Consider the following 18,239-nt stretch of genomic DNA (forward strand, 5'->3'; position numbering starts at 1 on the left):
AATGGAAAATAATAAAAAACACAAAAAAATAATATTAGTTACTTTAATATTGTTTATGTTTTTTTCTCTATTAATACCTAAAAAAGTAGATGCTTTTGCTCCTTTTGGCGTTACCATAACTCTAAAAGACGTAGAAAGAAAAGCAGACGCATTTAAAAAAAAGCTTGGAAAATTTGGTGAAATTGCCTTTCAAGCTCTAAGAAAAAGAATGTTGATCCAGATCCAAAATGATTTGGTTAATTGGGCGCAAGGCAACGGAGATCCAAGATTTATAACAAATCCTGGAAAATTTATTAAAGAAAACGCTACGTTTGCAGCAGTATCAACTATAGATAAATTTTTTAGACAACACGGAACCGACATCTGTTCTCCATTTAAAGCTAACGTACAATTTTTAGTAAACAAAACCCAATTTTTAAGGGAAGAACAGCTACGTTGCAGCTGGACGGACGTTAAAGAAAATATGGAAAAGTTTGCTAATAATTTTGAGGATGGCGGCTGGACATCTTGGTTAAAACTTCACGAAACCAGAAACACATTACCCGGAGTCTACTTGGCCTCTACACAGCTTATAGGCCAGGAAGTTGCTCTTGCCGGAAATACAGCCCAAGCCAAGCTTTCAGCTGGCAAAGGTTTTTTGGATCAGAAAAAGTGCGCGGTATATACAATTCGTGCCGAATATACAATAAGTGGCGATGCCATAGACTCGGAAGGAAATTTAATAAGTCCAGACTCTCCACAATTTCAAGGTTTTACTGGTGTGGGGATATCGGATCCTGTAAAACCCCTAAAACCAATAGATATGGATAAACTACCGCCAAACGCAACATGTATCCAAGAAGAAACTGTAACACCAGGAAGTGTTGTTGGGGATTTTGTTACACAAGGATTATTAAAGGGAAGTTTAGACAGTATAGTAAATGCTACTGAACTTAGTCAAATAGTTAATGCTGTTTTAGATGCTTATATAAATAAAGTTGCCCGTGATGGTTTATCTAACGTAAAAACTGGCAATGGATCATGGACATCGGCAAGTAAAGCTAATGGTGGAACATATAGTAGTTTGGATACTATAAAAACAAGCCAATTAGGCTTTGAAAGTCCCGAGGTAATTTCTTTATTAAATAGACTGATAGGATTTCAAAATACAGCGGGCCAACTAATAAACCAAATAAATTCTTTGGTAAGAAGCGAAGAACAAGCTGAAAATTTTAAAGAGAAGCTGAAAAATGACATTACAGCAATCAAACTTTCTACTGTGGGTGTAAATTTGGGTGGCGAAACTGACGAAACAGATGATGTTATTGATAGGCTTTACCACAGAAAAAATTACAACGATGAACCAAAGAACCCTGGCCCATATGTGGCTAATCAAGTTTTTTATAATGTAATTGGTGGCTTATGGGAACAAATAGAAACTAAGCTAGAAGACATAGAAAATAAAAGCTGTTCAATTGCCAGTATCCCAGATATTCGAATCTACGCATCGCCTAAAAAAGAAGCACTGCCATTCACGGATGGTAATGGTAAAGTTTTTATTTGGCTCCCAGAAACCCTTACTTCTCCTACTGGAGCTCGTGCACCTTTTACATATCTTACATATGATGGAACGTTTACCCAAAATGTTGAAGATGTAGAACCAACAAAAATGACATCTTTTGATGCTTGGAAAAGCAGCTACTTAACGACTAACGGACTAATAGTGGCTGGGTCGGCAAAAAGTATAAATAAAACAACGGCTCAAGCATATGCAGAATCTATATCAAATTCAAAAAAGATTGCAGAAACCTTTCAAGAGGACTTAAAGGAGGTGTCGGAAGTAGTTGATGGCACAAGCAGGCTTACTTCTTTGCTTACAGATTACGACAAAGCGCTAAGAGAAACTAACACTATAAAAGCAATGCAAGACTACTTATCTGCCTTAGAATCTAGTGATGAAAACCAACTCAAAACCAAGCGATCTGTTCTATTAGAAAAACAGCTTGAAGCCAGAAATAAATGGCGTTTAGACCAAGAAACAATATTAAAAGACTCAAACATCTCTATAACAGAAAAAGATAAAGTTGCCGCTAAAATTAGAATAATAGAAATAGCTATAGACGCTATAGAAAGCTCTTTAAGAGGTTTGGCATCACTTGCCCCAGATTTAACGTCAAATTATATTTCTCTTAATACCGAAAATTTTTCGGAACTCTCAAAAGATGAAGTTATAGAACTGGAAGAAAACACCAGAATTTATATTCGTTCTAGGATACCTACACCAGAACTAATTAAAATAATAGCTGTTTTAGATTCAGTAGATTTTATTAAAAACGGAGAAAGCGTTTCTGATGCTGTAGCTAACGCTTTGAGTATAAATATTCCACAAATAGAAAAAATGCTGGAAGAAAAAGAAAGCAGAGCTAGTTCATATTCTACAGATGTAACTAATACAGTTGGTAATTTCCTAACAAAAGAAGACGAAAACGAGGTGGGTAACATAGCAGAAAAAAGAAAGGAATTGGGAGTTACTGGTGGAGAAAGCGAGTGGGAAAAATATTATAAAAATAGATTTCAGTTGGCTTATGCGGTCTTAATTGATGACTATTTTACAAATAAATTTCCCTGCAAATAATGCCTAAGCTAATAAATTTAATTACGAAAAATTATTTTAAACTCCTAACTTTTGTTGGCTTGTTTTTGTTTGTACCAAAAATGGCTTTTGCGCAGTGGACTTTAATGGGTCTGGCCATGGATTCATTTTGGGACATTGTGCTGGGTATAGTTTCCCTGGTTATAGATTTTTTTGGAATGTTATTAATAACCGCGGCGGGGTCTATAGTAAATTATGTTTTTAGTTTTCAATCTTTCGCCACTGTACCCGTGGTTCAAATCGGCTGGACCATCAGCCGAGACTTAGCCAATATGTTTTTTATATTAATAATGTTGCTTATAGCTTTTGGCACGGTTTTGCGTATGGAAACTTATAGCTGGAAAAAACTTATACCCAAACTGGTTATTGCCGCTTTAACCATTAACTTTAGCTTGATAATCTGCGCCGCCGTAATTGATTTTGGCAATTCTGTTTCTAAATTTTTTATTTCTGGCGGTAATACTAGCGAAGAACTGGACGTGAGCGCCTCTATTTTAAGTTCTTTGCGCGCCGGCACCATCGCCCAGTTAAGAAACAACGTCAGCGGCAATTCGCCTGTAACATCTTTAATAATGGCCTCCATCGGCCAGCTTATAATGTACGTGGTTATTGCTCTTATATTACTGGCTTACGCGGGAGTTATGATATCTAGGTTAATAAAATTGTGGATTTTAATTATAATCTCGCCTTTGGCTTGGGTAAGCTCGGCCTTGCCGGGAATTAAAGGCGTGCCGGGGCTTAGCAACCGCTTTAGCGAATGGTGGGGCAAATTTTTTAACCTGGCTGTATTTTTTCCTGTTTCTATAAGCTTTTTTTTGATGCTGGGCTTGATAGCTGGGTCTACATTTAATTCGCTGGAACAAAGCACTATAAATGATATTAGCGGTAGCAATTTTGACAGCCTAAGAGACGCCGGCGGATTTTGGGAAGTACTTTTTCCATCTACGGGTTTTTCGGTAATAATGCAGTTTATTCTGGTGATTGGCATTTTATGGTACGGCTTAGAGCAGGCCAAAGCCTCGGGCACTTACGGCGGTAAATTGGTGGTGGGCTGGGCCGAACAAGGCAGAAAATGGGCGGAAGGTAAGTTAAAAACCAGCCCACGATTGGTTGGCGGAACCGCCTTGAGAATGGCTGATCGGCTTGCGGGAACAGGAGCGGCCACCAGAGGTATAGCTAGAGGCTTAGAATATTTAGAAAAAAAGCCACTAATAGGCCGAGCTATTGGCGGAGCCGGCACAAGGTTTGCGGCTCAACAAAAGGCGCTTAATGATGCTGCGGGCAAAACTGCTAAGCTCCGTCCTAACGATATAGAAGTTAAATTAAAACAAGCAGCTTTTACGCCCGAAGGTTTAGCTGAACGCGCTGGTTTAATAAAGAATTTAATAGACAAGGGGCAATTTACTTTGGACCAAAAACCTGAATTTGAGAAGGAATGGCTTAGTATGCTTCAGACGTTTCAAAACTTTGGCGGAAGTGTAGTTGATCTTATAAAAAAACGTCCAGACTTAGCTTTAAACGAAAATGTTCAAAAAATGATTGGGCGCGATGTTAATGCTCCACCACCCGTACAGGCTAAATGGAACAAAATTTCAACCCTCGCAACACCAGAAGCTAAAGAAGCCGATATTCATAAAATACTTAATGAGGATATATTTAAAACATCTGCTGATATTGCAGGTATTCAAAAAGAAGCCTTTGATACAAAAGGAAAATTGGATCCAGTACAACTTACACAATACGATAGGATTGGTGGTGATATGAAAACAAGAAAAGAAACACATGAAACAGACATCGAAAGCAATAATAGAGAAATTAAAGAACTGGAAATTCAACTTGCAGCCGCAAGAAACCAAAATAACGCCGCTGACATTACCCGTCTTGAACATATAATAGAAGGACTAGCTTCGGCCGAAGAAAACCTAATGAGAAATTACACGGTAGAAATGAAAGATCTTATGACTCAACAAATCCAAGTATCTGGCCGAACGGGGCAAAAAATGTTGCTTGATTTTTTGGCTAAGGAGTCTGAAAAAGCGGGCACTATGACCCAGGGCAACTTAAATTCTTTAGCTTCCAAAAATAAGGCTGCTCATTTGGAACTTATGAAATATCTTAGCCTTGTGGCTCCTGGCATGAAAGGTAAATGGAAAGACAGTATTTATAAACAAGTCATAACCAACGAAACATTAAATACTATGCCTGATCCCTTAGCGGCAGCTCCACCACCACCTCCAGCAGGTCCATAAAATAAAAATATGAACAGCCAACAACTAACATTAGACCAAATAGAACAACTAAACCAAGTTTCGGACCCAGTGGCCCGAAGACGCTTTTCTGTTCTGTTTCAGTTGCCCCAAGACTTGCAAACTGCTTTTGAAAGCGAGCAAACCGAAAATAGCGTTTGGGATATTGCTAAGGTAAAATATGATTTAGTCGATAGCGACGTCAGCAAAGTTTCACGAATAATCGGCTTAATATTTTTGGGTGAACTGCCCATTAAAAACTTTATTGCCGAATTAAAAAATAAATTAAATGTAGATATTCAAAAAGCCCAAGCCATTGCTCAAGATATTAACCAAGCCATCTTCCAGCCGGTCAGAACAAGTTTGATGCAAGTGCATGGGATAACCTCTACCGAAAATCCGAAATCCTCCTCCTTCGCTAAAGCTACGAAGGACAAGCAAATACCCCTACTCCGCCCACCCTTCGCCAGAGGCTACGGCGTGGCACAGCAACCTGTTAAACTTACACCACCGGCCTATCAACCTAGTTACGATAATGCCCAAAAAAGAAGAGATGAGGTGTTAAGTAAAATTAGACAGCAACCCCCTCCAGCTAAGCCCGCCTCGTTTTATTTTTCTCGCAATATAAGACCAAATAACCTGAAGAAAAGTAAAATGACGAAGAGAGTTAATAATAAGTACGATGGATTTTTTAGTTAACACACTAATATATAAATGACAAATGAATCCAAAAACCCTAAATCATAAATCCGAAACTCTAAACAAACACTAATGAACCAAATTACAAACAAGAATAATTACGACCTAGAAGAAAGGACGTTAAAATTTGCCCAAAGAGTAAATGAATATGTCCGTAAGTTATCAAGGACAATAACTAACATAGAGAATGGCAAACAATTAGTGAGATCAGGTGGATCAGTAGGAGCAAACTATATAGAAGCTAACGAATCCCTTGGTAGAAAAGACTTTATGATGAGAATTAAGATATCCAAAAAAGAAACAAAAGAAAGTAGATACTGGCTAATACTAACAGAGCCGAATAAAGACAACCTACTTGAAAAAGAAAGTTTGATTAAGGAATCTACGGAGCTTATGAAAATATTTGGTTCAATCCTAGAAAAATCAAAATAGGTTATTGGTAAATTGTGATTTATAATTTGTTTAGGATTTAGATATTAGAATTTAGTATTTCACACACATATTATGCAATTTCAGGTTCCACAATTTATAGAAATGGAAGATAAAATAATCGGCCCGTTAACCCTAAAGCAGTTTGGCTTTGTGGCGGTGGCCGGTGTACTTTGTTTTATATTTTTTAGCACTCTTACCACCACTTTTGCGTTTATTCTTTCTTTCCCTGTGGCTTTAGCGGCTCTGGTTTTGGCTTTTGGCAAAATTAAGGGCCTACCAGCCTTAAAATATTTATCGTCGTTTATTAAATTTTCCTTAAAGCCACAATTATACTTGTGGAAGAAGAAATGATAAACAATCAAATTATAAATACTAAATCCGAAACTCTAAACAAACTCCAAATGCCAATTTACCAAATTAGAATTTGTGATTTAAATATTGTTTAGGATTTAGATATTAGAATTTAGAGATTATGGCAAATACTTCTTCAACCCACCAACTTATAGAAACCAAAGAAATTAAAGATGGTCTTGTTGTTTTAAAAAATGGGGGATTAAGAGCTATTTTGATGGTATCTTCCATAAACTTTGCTTTAAAATCCAGCGAAGAACAAGAAGCCATAATCGACCGCTTTCAGGGTTTTATAAATTCCATAGATTTTCCTGTTCAAATTTTGGTTCAATCCAGAAAACTGGATATTTCTGAATATTTAAAATTTCTAAACGAAAGAATCGGCATACAAACCAACGAGCTCTTAAAAATACAGACTTCTGAATATATTAATTTTATACAAGAATTAATTAAGCTAACCAATGTTATGTCTAAGTTCTTTTATGTGATAATTCCCCTAAGTACGGTGGCCGTTCTAGCAACAGGGTTTTTTTCTAAGTTTTTTTCTAAAAACAAAAAAGGCGTTCAAGATCAAAAAGACTTAAACTTTGAAACACAAAAAAATACAATTCAACAAAGAGTAGACCAAGTTACCAGTTTGTTAAGTTCTATGGGTTTAAAAGCGATACCCTTAGAAAAAGAAGCTTTAATCGAGCTTTTGTATACATCGTATAACCCCGGCAGCGAAGTTAAGCAAAAGAATATGGAGGCCTTAATTGCCACAGGGGATGAAGCTAAAAAATCAGGATAAAATATATGGAACCGAAAAACCAACAAATCGCCTCGGCCGGCACCCTAGAAGATCTTTTAGCCCCGCCGGCTTTACAGGTCAATCCTTCTAATTTGCAGATAGGCGAGAAATTTTCTAGAACAATATTTGTGGCTAATTACCCTAGATTTTTGAGCGTGGGCTGGTTTTCGCCTATTATTAACTTAGATAAAATTTTTGATGTTTCTTTATTTATTCAACCCTCCGAAACTGGTCCTGTTTTAAAAAAACTAACCAAAAAAACAGCGCAGATCGGCGCGCAGATGTCGGAAAAAGAAGAGGGGGGTTTTATACGCGATCCCATGCTAGAAACAGCTTACCAAGATTTAGAATCTTTGCGCGATAAACTGCAACAAGGCACTGAAAGGTTTTTTCGGGCCGGCTTATATCTTACTTTTTATGCTAGTTCCGTAAAAGAACTGGATGATGTTGAAAGCAGAGTAAATACGATATTAGAATCAAAATTAATATATTCTAAAGTTGCGGTGTTCCAGCAACAAGAAGGCTATACCTCTACCCTGCCTTTAAATTTAGATAAGCTTCAGGTTTATAATAGCTTAAACACTGGCCCGCTTTCTTCTTTCTTTCCTTTTGTTTCAGCCGATCTTACCTCCAACAAAGGTGTGCTTTATGGCATAAACAGGCACAATAACAGCCTTATACTTTTTGATAGATTCTCTTTAGAAAACGCCAACACGGTTGTTTTTGCTAAATCCGGTTCGGGCAAAAGCTATACTGTTAAATTAGAGGTTTTACGTTCCTTAATGCTAGGCACCGATGTAATAATTATAGACCCAGAAAGCGAGTATAAATACTTAAACGATGTAGTGGGCGGAACTTTTGTAAATATTTCTTTAACTTCTGCTAACCATATAAATCCGTTTGATTTAACTATACCCAGCGAAGATGAAAGCCCAGCCGAAGTTTTAAAAGCTAATATTATAGAGCTGACCGGCTTATTAAAAGTAATGTTGGGCCAGTTAACGCCCGAAGAAGATTCAATTATAGACAAAGCCTTAACCGAAACCTATGCTTCGCGCGATATCAGCATAAATTCGGATTGGCGGGGCAAACAGGTACCTTTAATGGGCGACCTGCATACCGTATTAAAAAACATGCAGGGCGCGGAAAAATTAGCCATTCGCATAGAAAAATATGTGACAGGCACATTCTCTGGCTTTTTAAATCAACCCACCAATGTGGCCTTAAACAATAACTTAGTTGTTTTTTCTATAAGAGATCTGGAACCAGAACTTCGCCCAGTGGCTATGTATATTTTATTGCACTATGTTTGGAACTTAATAAGAGCGCAAAGAAAGAAAAGAATAATGGTGGTGGACGAGGCCTGGTGGATGATGCAACATCAAGAAGCCGGCGCGTTTTTATTTAGCATTGCCAAAAGATGCCGTAAATATTATTTGGGGCTTACCACTATAACCCAAGACGTGGAAGATTTTATGAAATCGCAATACGGCAAGCCCATTGTAACCAATTCCGCCCTGCAAATATTGCTAAAGCAATCGCCGGCGGCCATAGACACGGTGGCTCAAACATTTAATTTAACCGATGAAGAAAAGTTTTTACTTTTAGAGTCCAGCGTGGGCGAAGGCATATTTTTAGCCGGTTTAAAGCGCGCGGCTATAAAAGTGGTGGCTTCTTATACCGAAGATCAAGTTATTACATCCGACCCAGCGCAATTATTGGAAATAGAAGCGGCTAAGAAAGAACTAGCCGAAGCACAGAAATGACAAATTCCTAATTTCTAATCAATTTCTAATGCTTAAATGCCTAATTTCAGAACTTAGCCATTAGACATTTTGGTTTGATTAGATATTAGAAATTAGATATTAGACATTTTAAAATGGATGAACAAAACGAATTAGAAGCCGAGGGCTTAACAGAAGAAGAAATTGAGGGCGTTAAAAACGGCGATATTAAAGAACCAGTGTTTCCAACTATGATTTTTGCCGCCGCTTTAACTAAAGATACTTTAGATATAATAGAGGCGTTGTGGGTTGTTACTTTTGGTATAATAGGCACAATAACAAATACATTTATGGTGCCTCTAGTTTATACTTATGTGAATACTAACTTAAACCTATCCAGAAGATATATTTATAAAAGACTCATCGGCAAAGCTATAGCGGAATTTGTGCCATATTTATCGGCTGTCTCGTTTTGGTCGTTGTTTGTTTGGAAAGCTCATCAAAGAGAAAAAAAGAAAATGGAAAAGGTGCTAAGCATTATGAATAAATCATCTTAGATAATGAAATTAAAACATACAAAACTATTTACGATTCTAGTTATAACTATTTCTATAATAACAGTGCCTATTTTTTCTTTGGCTCAAGAAAATCTAGATCAAGTTAGCGATACAGATATTGAGCAGGTAGAAAATTTAATAAACTCTACAATAGAAACAGCTCTTAAGGAAGAGCGAGCAGAAGGCAACGACTTTAATTTAGATATAGTTTGGAAAGCCAATACTTTATTGCCTTACGATTATAAAGGTAAAGCCTGGCCCAGCTCTTTATCGTCTATCGTTTTTTACGCTATGGCCGACGTGCCCAACCCCGATAGTTTAGTTTATACCTGGTTAATAGACGATATTTCTTCTAACAAAGAGGGTCCCGAACTTCAAGGCCGGGGTAAAAGCACCTTTAACTGGTTTACATTCCAAACTCCAGAGTTTACACACGAGTTAAGGGTTTTTGCCCAAGACAACGATGGGCGCAAGGGTAGTGCTTCTTTAAATATTAAAACAGTAAGCCCAGAAATTAATTTTAGTATAATCAACAACAATATTTTTAATAATTCAATTTTTGGTTCATTAAAACTCCAACCGGGTAGCAGTACTAATATATTGGTTCGCCCCTTTTACTTTAATTTATTTAATCTGGATGGTTTAGATTTTATATGGAAGTTAAACGGCAAAGCCGATAAAAATTCTGGCCCCAGAAAAGATATTCTGCCTTTGAACATTTCCTCTTCAGCCCTACCGGGCGCTTATTCTAATTTACGCCTAGAATTAAAAAATAATAAGCAAAAAAATAATATTTTTGACAGTGCTAATGCCACAATCAATATAAATATAATTAAATGATAAATAAATCCGAAGCACGAAATCCGAAGCACGAAACAAATCTCAAATTCAAAATTTTAAATTACAAATTTTGGGTATTAAGATTTGGATATTGGAATTTGTTTGTAATTTGTTGCTTGGGATTTGTAATTTTGTCGTCTTCGTCTTCGGCGCTGGAGGTTTCTTTTCCCACAGTTCAAGGCGCGGAAGTGGGCGACTCTATGGGGCCGGCTGAATGGATAAAATATATTTTTCTTTTGGCCCAAGCTCTGGTGGGCCTCGCCATAATATACGCCTTTGTTAGAGCGGGCTTATTATGGATGACGGGCGGCGACAATCAAACCAGAATAGGCGAGGCTAAAAAGTGGATCACCGGCGCTATAACAGGACTCGTTATACTTTTAGGCTCTTATTTATTTTTAAAAACTATAAACCCGCAACTGGTTAACATTAAAAACCCGGGCGTAAACTTTGGCACCGACGCACCCAGTGGTATATTAGATTTTTGGAATAAATTGTTTTTTAAAAAACATGGCGTGGGAGAATCTTGTGGGTCTAGTTTTGATTGCCAAGGCCTTCTTGAGTGCGTGAGAGACCCTAAAAACCCCAGAGCATCTAGTGGTGTATGCACCAACACAAGCGAGTTATTTTTAGGATATGAAGCTGGTCATGCATGCGGAAAAGATTCTGAATGTGGTGATGATTTAACTTGTGACGACGAAAAAAAAGTTTGTGTCGCTGGAACAAAAACAGCTGGGGGATCAATATGCGGACCAGGAAATCAGTGTTCTAGTGAACAAAGATGTTTTAAAACATCTTCTGGCGAATTAGCTGAAAACATACCTGGCGAGTGTAGTTCTTACAAAGCGCTAGGCGAAGATTGTAGAACAGATATCGCCAATGAATGCCGTGGTATTGGAACAGAATGCGACCTAACAACTAAAAAGTGTATAAAAAAATAAATGAGTCAAAAAGGTAAAAAACTTCTAATTATTTTATCGGTAATTTTAGGCTTAACTTTAATAAGTTTGGGTATATATTATTTTTTCTTTAAAAAAACCGTTGAAGCACCGGCAACTGTAACAGATGAAGAATTACTAGGCGGAGAAGTAACTCCGAGTGCCAAAGAAAGGTTAATTCCCATAACCGAAGAGGCTGTTTTAGGCGCGGGCTTAAACATAATCGACCAAGAAGCTGGGGTAAGTAAAATTGTTTACGCGGCTTGGGACGGCAGTATTAACCAAATAGATTTAAACGGCGCGGGTAAGAACAAAATTGGCCTAGTGGCTGTAGACAGAATCGGTGAGGTTAATGTTTCAGAATCCGGAGAGCTTTTGTCTTTTAAATATAGTTTAGCTTCGGGCGCCAATAGATTTATAATTTATAATGTAACCGACAAAACCCTAAAAACCCTGTCTCAAGAAACAGAGGATGTTTCTTTAAGTAATAGCAATAAAGAAGCAGTTATTGTTTATTCCGATAGAAATGGCAAAAAAATAGCTATAAGTTATGACGATTTTTCAAAAAATAGGGATATTATTCCAACCAAAATACCCGATATTAAAATAGATTGGTTTAACAGCGATAACATTGCCCTAACCACAAGACCGTCCGGCGTGGCCCAAGGCATTTTTTATGTGTTAAATATTAAAACTAAAAAAAACACCCGTGTATTGGGCGGGGAATACGGTTTAACTACTAATTTTTCACCCAGTGGTAAAAAAGTTTTAGTTTCCAGAACAAATTCCGATGGGCGCAATTTAAAACTTTCTAGTATTAACCTAGACAAAAAAACAGAAAGAAATATCAGCCTGTTTACACTGCCCGAAAAATGTTCGTGGGGCCAAGATGAAAGAATTCTATTTTGTTCTGTTTTTAAAGTTAACGACCCAGATATTTTTGTAATGCCCGACGATTATTACAAAAGACGCGTGCGCTCCAACGGCGAAGAAATTGTGAGAATAAACACCGAAACCGGCCAAATCCAAAAAGTTATAGACGGGTCTTTTGATGCTTCAAATTTGTTTTTAGTGCCAGACGAGAGCTACCTTTTCTTTATAAATAAGATAGATGGACGTCTATATCGTTTGACGCTCTAAAGAAAATTCAAAGCACGAAATACGAAATTCGAAACAAATTCCAATGTTCAAAATCCCAAATCCAAAACCGTTTAGAATTTATAATTTGGTATTTAGATATTGTTTCGGATTTCGATATTGGGATTTCGTATTTAAGCAGGTTTGATTACTACTCTCCTTTCCTCTCCTTCGCCCACACTTTCACTCTTAACCCCGTCAATCTGTTCTACTGTTAAGTGTATTATCTTTCTTTCCATGGCCGACATAATTCCCAGTTCTACAGCTTGGCCGGTTTCTAAAACTTTATGGGCGCTATTTTTGGCTAAAGCCACCAAATAATCTTCTTTTTCTTTTTGGTAGTTATTAATATCAAAAACAAAACTGGAGAATATAGAAAAATCTCCAGTTTTTTTAGCCACCAGTAAAGATATTATATACTGAAAAGATTTTAGATTCTCTCCGTCTCGGCCAATTAAAAACCCTGCTTCAGTAATAGAAACATTGGCTCTTATCCGTCCATTATTATTTTCTATAGTTAGCTCCGGTTCAATATTTAAAAAGCTAAATATTTTTAAAATAGTTTCCCGAATTATTTCTGCATTTTCCATGAGTTTTCGCCAATATGACTAATCTAAACTAATATACCAATAGATTTAATTAGCTATATTCGCGTCAATTCGTATATTAGCTTTTATTGGCTATATTAGCGATTACGCATAATAACATACTGCTGAAGTAGGGTAAACAAAGTTGTAACTACCCAATAAAGAGCAAGCCCCGAAGGCAGTTTCCAAGAAATTAATACAGTAAACACTGGCAAAAAGTATAGAGTTTGCTTGGTTATGGCTTGAGTTATGTATTCATCGGAGGCTTTGGGTGCGTTAGGCAATTTACTGTTTTTGGGCATCGTCATTTTAGCCTGAAAAAACTGGCTCACGCCGGCTAATATAGCCAAAACACTGTTCGGCAATGCTAAATTAACAAAACCAAAAAACATAGGATCAATAACATTTGGGTTATTAACAAAAGAATAAAGATCCGATAAACTATTTGGATCAAACCCCTTAAGAAAGACTTGATATAGAGCTATAAGAATAGGAATTTGGACCAACAAGGGCAAACAGCCAGACATGGGGTTAACCTTGTTCTCTTTATAGAACGCCATTAACTTTTTTGACTGCTCTTCTTTATTATCTTTATATTTTTCTTGAATTTCTTTGATTTTCGGCTGAATTTCTTGCAAAGCCCTTTGGGATTTAACAGCTTTGCCGGTCAGGGGCCAAAAAACAAGTTTAACAATCGCCGTTACAGCTATAATGGCAAGGCCAATGTCGGAACCGGGTATGGTGTTGTATAAAAAAACTAAAAGATTAAATAAGGGGCGATATAAAAATTCGTTGAAAATATTCACTTTAATATCTAATGTCTAATTACTAATATCTAATCAATTTCTAATGTCTAAATAGTCTTATCATTAGTCATTGGGATTTGATTAGAAATTAGATATTAGAAATTTGTTACTTACACCTAATTATTCTTTTAATAGCCAGCCGAAGACCCCTGCACACCCCGTGTTTATCAATAGACTCCACACTATATTGTGAACAAGTAGGTTTTTGCCTGCAACCAGAAGGTAGGCCTGAGTTTAAGTTAAACATAGGCGATAAATAAATAAAATTAAAAAACCCCGTGCTAGGCGATAGGGTTTTTTGATAAATTTTAATCAAAAATATGGCTAGTTTCTTCATCTTATAAATCGCTTAGTATTTCTGTCAGGCTTGTTTTAATATCGGAAAATTTAATATTAACAATACTGGGCAAAACAACAATCTTTAGACTCGCCGCCGATTTAGTTAAATCAATCCTTCTTACTATTTCCCTTATTTGTCTCTTTATCTTATTCCTTACAACAGCTTTTTTAGACACGTTAAGCCCTATAACAATATCAATCCGGCGATCCTCGTTGGATTCTTTCTTACTAGCATAAACAACAAAAAACTTGCCGGAACGCTTCATTTTATATAAAAACTAACGAGAAACAGTTAGCCTCTTCCTGCCTTTGGCTCTACGTCTTTTAACCGTATTACGTCCTGTATAGGTAGACATTCTATTCAAAAAACCGTGTGTTCTGGCTCTTTTTTTATTCTTTGGTCGATATTTAGTTATTTTCATTTAAAATAATCCTAATCTACGAATTTTATCCGAATTCTCCGAATAAATCTATTTGGAGCATTAGGATACATTCGGATTTTTTGGATTATGTCATTGTAGCAACAATGTAAAAGTTAGACAATATTTGGTTAAAGTATTCTCGCGTAAAATAACTTTACAAACTAGGCAAGATTTATTGCACAATTAATTAACAAGTTATCCACAGTTTGGTACAATTGCTTAACAAATTTTATTATTTGCTTGGCGTGATATAATTCCCAACGTTAAAAGCCTCCCGCACCTTTTCAAAGTAAAAATATCTATACCACAAAAAGGTGCGGGACAAAAAATAATGGACAAAGACGAACTTTGGCAGGCGGCTCTGGCCGAATTAGAACTTTCTCTTTCTAAACCTAATTTTATTACGTGGTTTAAAAATACTTCTATAGCTTCTAAAAAAGAGGGTATGGTTTTAGTCTCAACTCCCAGTGCTTTTATAAAAGAGTGGCTAGAAGATAAATATAATCTGCTAATACTAAAAACCCTTAGGGGACTATCTAACGATATTAAGGAAGTAAAGTTTTCAATTAAACCCCAGTTATCTGCGGAAGACAAAAAAAGTTTAAAAAAGAAGGATATACCAAACCAAATCTTACTAGACCATCAGTTAAACTTAGCTGAATCTGCGGTTTTAGATAAAGAAACCAATCTAAACCATAAATATACGTTTGATAGCTTTATAGTCGGCTCATCCAATCAACTGGCTCACGCGGCCGCCATCGCTGTTAGCAAAGACATGGGCACGACTTATAATCCGTTATTTATCTATGGTGGCGTAGGTTTAGGCAAAACCCATTTACTTCAAGCTATTGGTAACGAAATAGTTAAACAAAACCCCAAAAACAAGGTTCGCTATATGTCTTCGGAAAAATTTTTGGGCGATCTGATAAATTCCATAAGAAATAAAACTATAGATAAGTTTAAAGAGGAATACAAAAAAATTAACCTTTTAATTGTTGATGATATTCAATTTATTGCCGGCAAAGAAAAAACCCAAGAAGAATTTTTTCATATCTTTAACGAATTATACGCCAATAACAACCAAATAGTTTTGTCTTCGGATAGGCCACCTAAAGCTATTACCACGCTGGAGGAGCGCTTAAGGAGCCGGTTTGAGGGTGGTATGATAGCCGACATAACCCCGCCCGACTACGAAACCAGAATGGCTATTTTAAAGGCTAAGTTAATAGAAAAAAACCTTGGCGATTTAGACGACAGCATACTTGGTTTTATAGCTAATACGGTAACTAAAAATATAAGAGAGTTGGAAGGGTCTTTAAATAGGGTGGTTATGTCGTGTAAGGTAGCTAATTCAATTCCGACGTTAGACAAGGTTAAATCTATCCTAGCCACCACAAATTCGTTTAATAGTGCTAAAACCTCGCCTAAAGCCATAATTAAAATAGTATCCGAATTTTATGATATTAGAGAAGAAGAGTTAATTAATCAGTCCCGTAAAAGAGAAATTGTTTTACCCCGACAAATTTGTATGTATTTGATGCGGGAGGAATTAAAAAGCTCGTATCCTTTTATAGGCGACCGGTTTGGCGGTAGAGACCACACTACTGTTATGCACGCTTGCGATAAAATAAATAAAGAAATTCAAAGTAACGAAAATTTAGTTGAAGAATTAAGCATAATTAAAAATAGAATTTACGAAGCCTAGTAGCGTGGGAAAACTTGTGGAATAAATTGTTGATTATAAGTGTTAAAAGAAAAATAAACTTATTAGAAAAAATTTTAAACAGGTTATTCCACAAAAATAATAAATATTAACCTAAAATAATCCCACTATTTTCCACAATACTTTTTACCAAAAACATAAATAAAATCTGGCTATAATTTAACTTAATAAAATATGTGGATAGCTAATAGTTATAATAATTTAATTAAACATATAAAGAATAATTATAAGAACATATGGAAATAGTTTGTAATATAAATAAATTAAAAGAATCTTTAGGCTATACCGAAAGAGTTGTAACCCGTCATCTTACTTTACCTATTCTTAATAATGTTCTTATTAAGTCTGACAAGAATGGATTAAGAATTTCTTCTACTAACTTAGAAATAGGTGTTAATTCATGGTTTCCTTGTAAGGTTGTTCAAGCTGGAGAAATAACTGTTCCGGCAAAAATATTTCATAGTATTATTTCATCTTTAGTTTCAGATAAAGCCAGTTTAGAAGTAAAAGGAGATAATACTTTAAATATTACTTCAGAAGGATATAAGGCGTCTTTAAAAGGAGAAAGCGCAAAAGATTTTCCAATAATACCTAAGCTTAAAGATGATTTAGTTATTACGTTAAACTCTAGTATTTTTTGTAGGGCCTTGTCCCAACTGGTTGGTTTTGTTTCTAATTCGGAAACTAGGCCAGAAATAACCGGTGTTATGCTGTATAAAGATGCTGGAGAAAAATTTTTAACAGCCGTAGCCACCGACAGCTTTAGATTGGGCGAAAAGAAGATAGAGTTAAAAGAAGAGTATAAAGATGTCACTTTCTCGGTGATCGTGCCTGCCAGGACTATCACAGAGGTTGTACGAGTGTTTTCTGATAAGACCGAGGATATAAATATTATCTTAGAGAAAAATCAAATAGGCTTTGAATTAAATAAAACGGAAATAATTTCTAGATTAATAGAAGGTAATTATCCGGATTATAAAAGATTAATTCCTAATGAATTTAATACTGTGGTTAGATTGGACAAGGATAGATTTAGTAAAATAATAAAGCTGGTTGGTCTTTTTTCAAGCAAAGTTAATGATATTAAATTATCTTTTGTTAAAGAAAATGGACCCAAATTGGTTATTTATGCTGGAGATAGTGATTTAGGTGAAAACGATTCCGAATTTAAAATAGATATGTCGGGTGAGGCTTTAGAAGTTAAATTTAATTGGAGATATTTAGTTGAGGGTGTTTCCAGTATTAGCGGCAATACCGCGGTTTTTAATTTTATTGATGAACAAAAGCCTTGTTTAGTTAAATCTTTAGAAGATACCTCGTTTTTATATATAGTGATGCCCATAAGGGCTTAAGGAGTAATCACTAATATACGAATATTAAACGAATATACAAATAATAAAGAATTAGATTCGTTATGCCTATTCGTATATTGAAATAGATTTGTATATTCGCGATTACTAAATATGTCTGGTCACAGCAAGTGGTCTACCATCAAAAGAAAAAAAGAGGCAACTGATGCCAAAAAAGGTCAGTTGTTTTCCAAACTATCAAAATTAATAGAAATAACAGCAAAAAAGGGAGCTGACCCTAAAACCAACTTTTCTTTAAAAGCTGTAGTAGATAAAGCCAAAGCTTCTAATATGCCCGTGATTAATATAGAGAAAGCTATTAAAAAGGGCGCGGGTCTTGGGGCAAATGTGAGCAATTTAGAAGAGATTTTATACGAGGCCTACGGTCCGGGCGGAGTGGCTATTTTGATTACTGGTGTTACCGATAATAAAAACAGGACTACGGCCGAAATTAAACATATCCTTACCCAGCACGAAGCTAATTTGTCTGGAGTGGGTAGTGTTAAATGGCTTTTTGAATCCAAATACGAAGACGGCAACGCGGTTTGGGTTTCCAAACAAACTATAAAATTAAGCGATACAGATGAAAACAAATTGGAAGGTCTAATGGAAGAACTGGATGAACAAGAGGATGTGTCGGAGGTATACACCAATGCGGAATAATTTG

19 protein-coding genes are annotated in these 18,239 nt (G+C 36.0%); 14 read left to right on the forward strand and 5 right to left on the reverse strand.

Going from position 1 to position 18,239, the window contains the following annotated elements:
- Nucleotide 1: 1 nt before the first annotated feature.
- The 11 genes from Q8Q95_03795 (at nt 2) to Q8Q95_03845 (ending at nt 12,349) form a co-directional block, all read left to right on the forward strand.
- The gene (locus tag Q8Q95_03795) at nt 2–2,614 is read left to right on the forward strand and encodes a hypothetical protein (GenBank protein ID MDP3764714.1); all 2,613 of its coding nucleotides are present in this window, start codon (nt 2–4) and stop codon (nt 2,612–2,614) included.
- The gene (locus Q8Q95_03800; protein ID MDP3764715.1) at nt 2,614–4,881 is read left to right on the forward strand and encodes a hypothetical protein; all 2,268 of its coding nucleotides are present in this window, start codon (nt 2,614–2,616) and stop codon (nt 4,879–4,881) included. The genes Q8Q95_03795 and Q8Q95_03800 overlap by 1 nt, the downstream gene beginning before the upstream one ends.
- 9 nt (nt 4,882–4,890) lie before the next feature.
- Nucleotides 4,891–5,577, forward strand: a complete 687-nt coding sequence (locus tag Q8Q95_03805; GenBank protein ID MDP3764716.1) for a hypothetical protein — start codon at nt 4,891–4,893, stop codon at nt 5,575–5,577.
- Nucleotides 5,578–5,649: 72 nt separating this feature from the next.
- Entirely contained in the window at nt 5,650–6,009 is a 360-nt protein-coding gene (locus Q8Q95_03810; protein ID MDP3764717.1) for a four helix bundle protein, read from the forward strand.
- A 72-nt stretch (nt 6,010–6,081) separates the two neighbouring features.
- The gene (locus Q8Q95_03815; GenBank protein MDP3764718.1) at nt 6,082–6,360 is read left to right on the forward strand and encodes a PrgI family protein; all 279 of its coding nucleotides are present in this window, start codon (nt 6,082–6,084) and stop codon (nt 6,358–6,360) included.
- A 121-nt stretch (nt 6,361–6,481) separates the two neighbouring features.
- Nucleotides 6,482–7,150 carry a TraC family protein gene (locus tag Q8Q95_03820; GenBank protein MDP3764719.1) on the forward strand — a complete coding sequence of 223 codons (669 nt, stop codon included), beginning with the start codon at nt 6,482–6,484 and terminating at the stop codon, nt 7,148–7,150.
- Between the two features lie 5 nt (nt 7,151–7,155).
- Nucleotides 7,156–8,916 carry an ATP-binding protein gene (locus Q8Q95_03825; protein ID MDP3764720.1) on the forward strand — a complete coding sequence of 587 codons (1,761 nt, stop codon included), beginning with the start codon at nt 7,156–7,158 and terminating at the stop codon, nt 8,914–8,916.
- Between the two features lie 113 nt (nt 8,917–9,029).
- Nucleotides 9,030–9,431: a hypothetical protein gene (locus Q8Q95_03830; protein ID MDP3764721.1), complete on the forward strand. Its 402-nt coding sequence runs from the start codon at nt 9,030–9,032 to the stop codon at nt 9,429–9,431.
- A gap of 3 nt (nt 9,432–9,434) precedes the next feature.
- A complete protein-coding gene (locus tag Q8Q95_03835) occupies nt 9,435–10,271 on the forward strand; it encodes a hypothetical protein (GenBank protein MDP3764722.1) in 837 nt (278 codons plus the stop codon).
- Nucleotides 10,268–11,212, forward strand: a complete 945-nt coding sequence (locus Q8Q95_03840) for a pilin (protein MDP3764723.1) — start codon at nt 10,268–10,270, stop codon at nt 11,210–11,212. The genes Q8Q95_03835 and Q8Q95_03840 overlap by 4 nt, the downstream gene beginning before the upstream one ends.
- Entirely contained in the window at nt 11,213–12,349 is a 1,137-nt protein-coding gene (locus tag Q8Q95_03845) for a hypothetical protein (GenBank protein MDP3764724.1), read from the forward strand.
- Between the two features lie 131 nt (nt 12,350–12,480).
- Here Q8Q95_03845 and Q8Q95_03850 read toward each other — a convergent pair whose 3' ends face one another.
- From Q8Q95_03850 to rpmH, 5 genes are all read right to left on the reverse strand, one after another.
- Nucleotides 12,481–12,936, reverse strand: a complete 456-nt coding sequence (locus tag Q8Q95_03850) for a R3H domain-containing nucleic acid-binding protein (protein ID MDP3764725.1) — start codon at nt 12,934–12,936, stop codon at nt 12,481–12,483.
- 95 nt (nt 12,937–13,031) lie between these two features.
- Nucleotides 13,032–13,739: a YidC/Oxa1 family membrane protein insertase gene (locus Q8Q95_03855; GenBank protein MDP3764726.1), complete on the reverse strand. Its 708-nt coding sequence runs from the start codon at nt 13,737–13,739 to the stop codon at nt 13,032–13,034.
- A 106-nt stretch (nt 13,740–13,845) separates the two neighbouring features.
- Nucleotides 13,846–14,076, reverse strand: a complete 231-nt coding sequence (yidD, locus tag Q8Q95_03860; protein ID MDP3764727.1) for a membrane protein insertion efficiency factor YidD — start codon at nt 14,074–14,076, stop codon at nt 13,846–13,848.
- Nucleotide 14,077: 1 nt separating this feature from the next.
- On the reverse strand, nt 14,078–14,344 hold the full coding sequence (rnpA, locus tag Q8Q95_03865; GenBank protein ID MDP3764728.1) for a ribonuclease P protein component: 267 nt from the start codon (nt 14,342–14,344) through the stop codon (nt 14,078–14,080).
- A gap of 12 nt (nt 14,345–14,356) precedes the next feature.
- Nucleotides 14,357–14,500 carry a 50S ribosomal protein L34 gene (rpmH, locus tag Q8Q95_03870; GenBank protein MDP3764729.1) on the reverse strand — a complete coding sequence of 48 codons (144 nt, stop codon included), beginning with the start codon at nt 14,498–14,500 and terminating at the stop codon, nt 14,357–14,359.
- A 331-nt stretch (nt 14,501–14,831) separates the two neighbouring features.
- Between rpmH and dnaA the strand changes: the two genes are divergently transcribed.
- The 3 genes from dnaA to Q8Q95_03885 all read left to right on the forward strand — a co-directional run bounded on the left by dnaA (nt 14,832) and on the right by Q8Q95_03885 (nt 18,235).
- The gene (dnaA, locus tag Q8Q95_03875) at nt 14,832–16,205 is read left to right on the forward strand and encodes a chromosomal replication initiator protein DnaA (GenBank protein ID MDP3764730.1); all 1,374 of its coding nucleotides are present in this window, start codon (nt 14,832–14,834) and stop codon (nt 16,203–16,205) included.
- A gap of 254 nt (nt 16,206–16,459) precedes the next feature.
- Nucleotides 16,460–17,575, forward strand: coding sequence for a DNA polymerase III subunit beta (gene dnaN, locus Q8Q95_03880; protein ID MDP3764731.1), 1,116 nt, complete (start codon nt 16,460–16,462; stop codon nt 17,573–17,575).
- Nucleotides 17,576–17,686: 111 nt separating this feature from the next.
- Entirely contained in the window at nt 17,687–18,235 is a 549-nt protein-coding gene (locus Q8Q95_03885) for a YebC/PmpR family DNA-binding transcriptional regulator (protein ID MDP3764732.1), read from the forward strand.
- Nucleotides 18,236–18,239: the final 4 nt, after the last annotated feature.

The sequence above is a fragment of the bacterium genome (assembly GCA_030697795.1).
Lineage (GTDB): Bacteria > Patescibacteriota > Minisyncoccia > JACQLN01 > JACQLN01 > JACQLN01.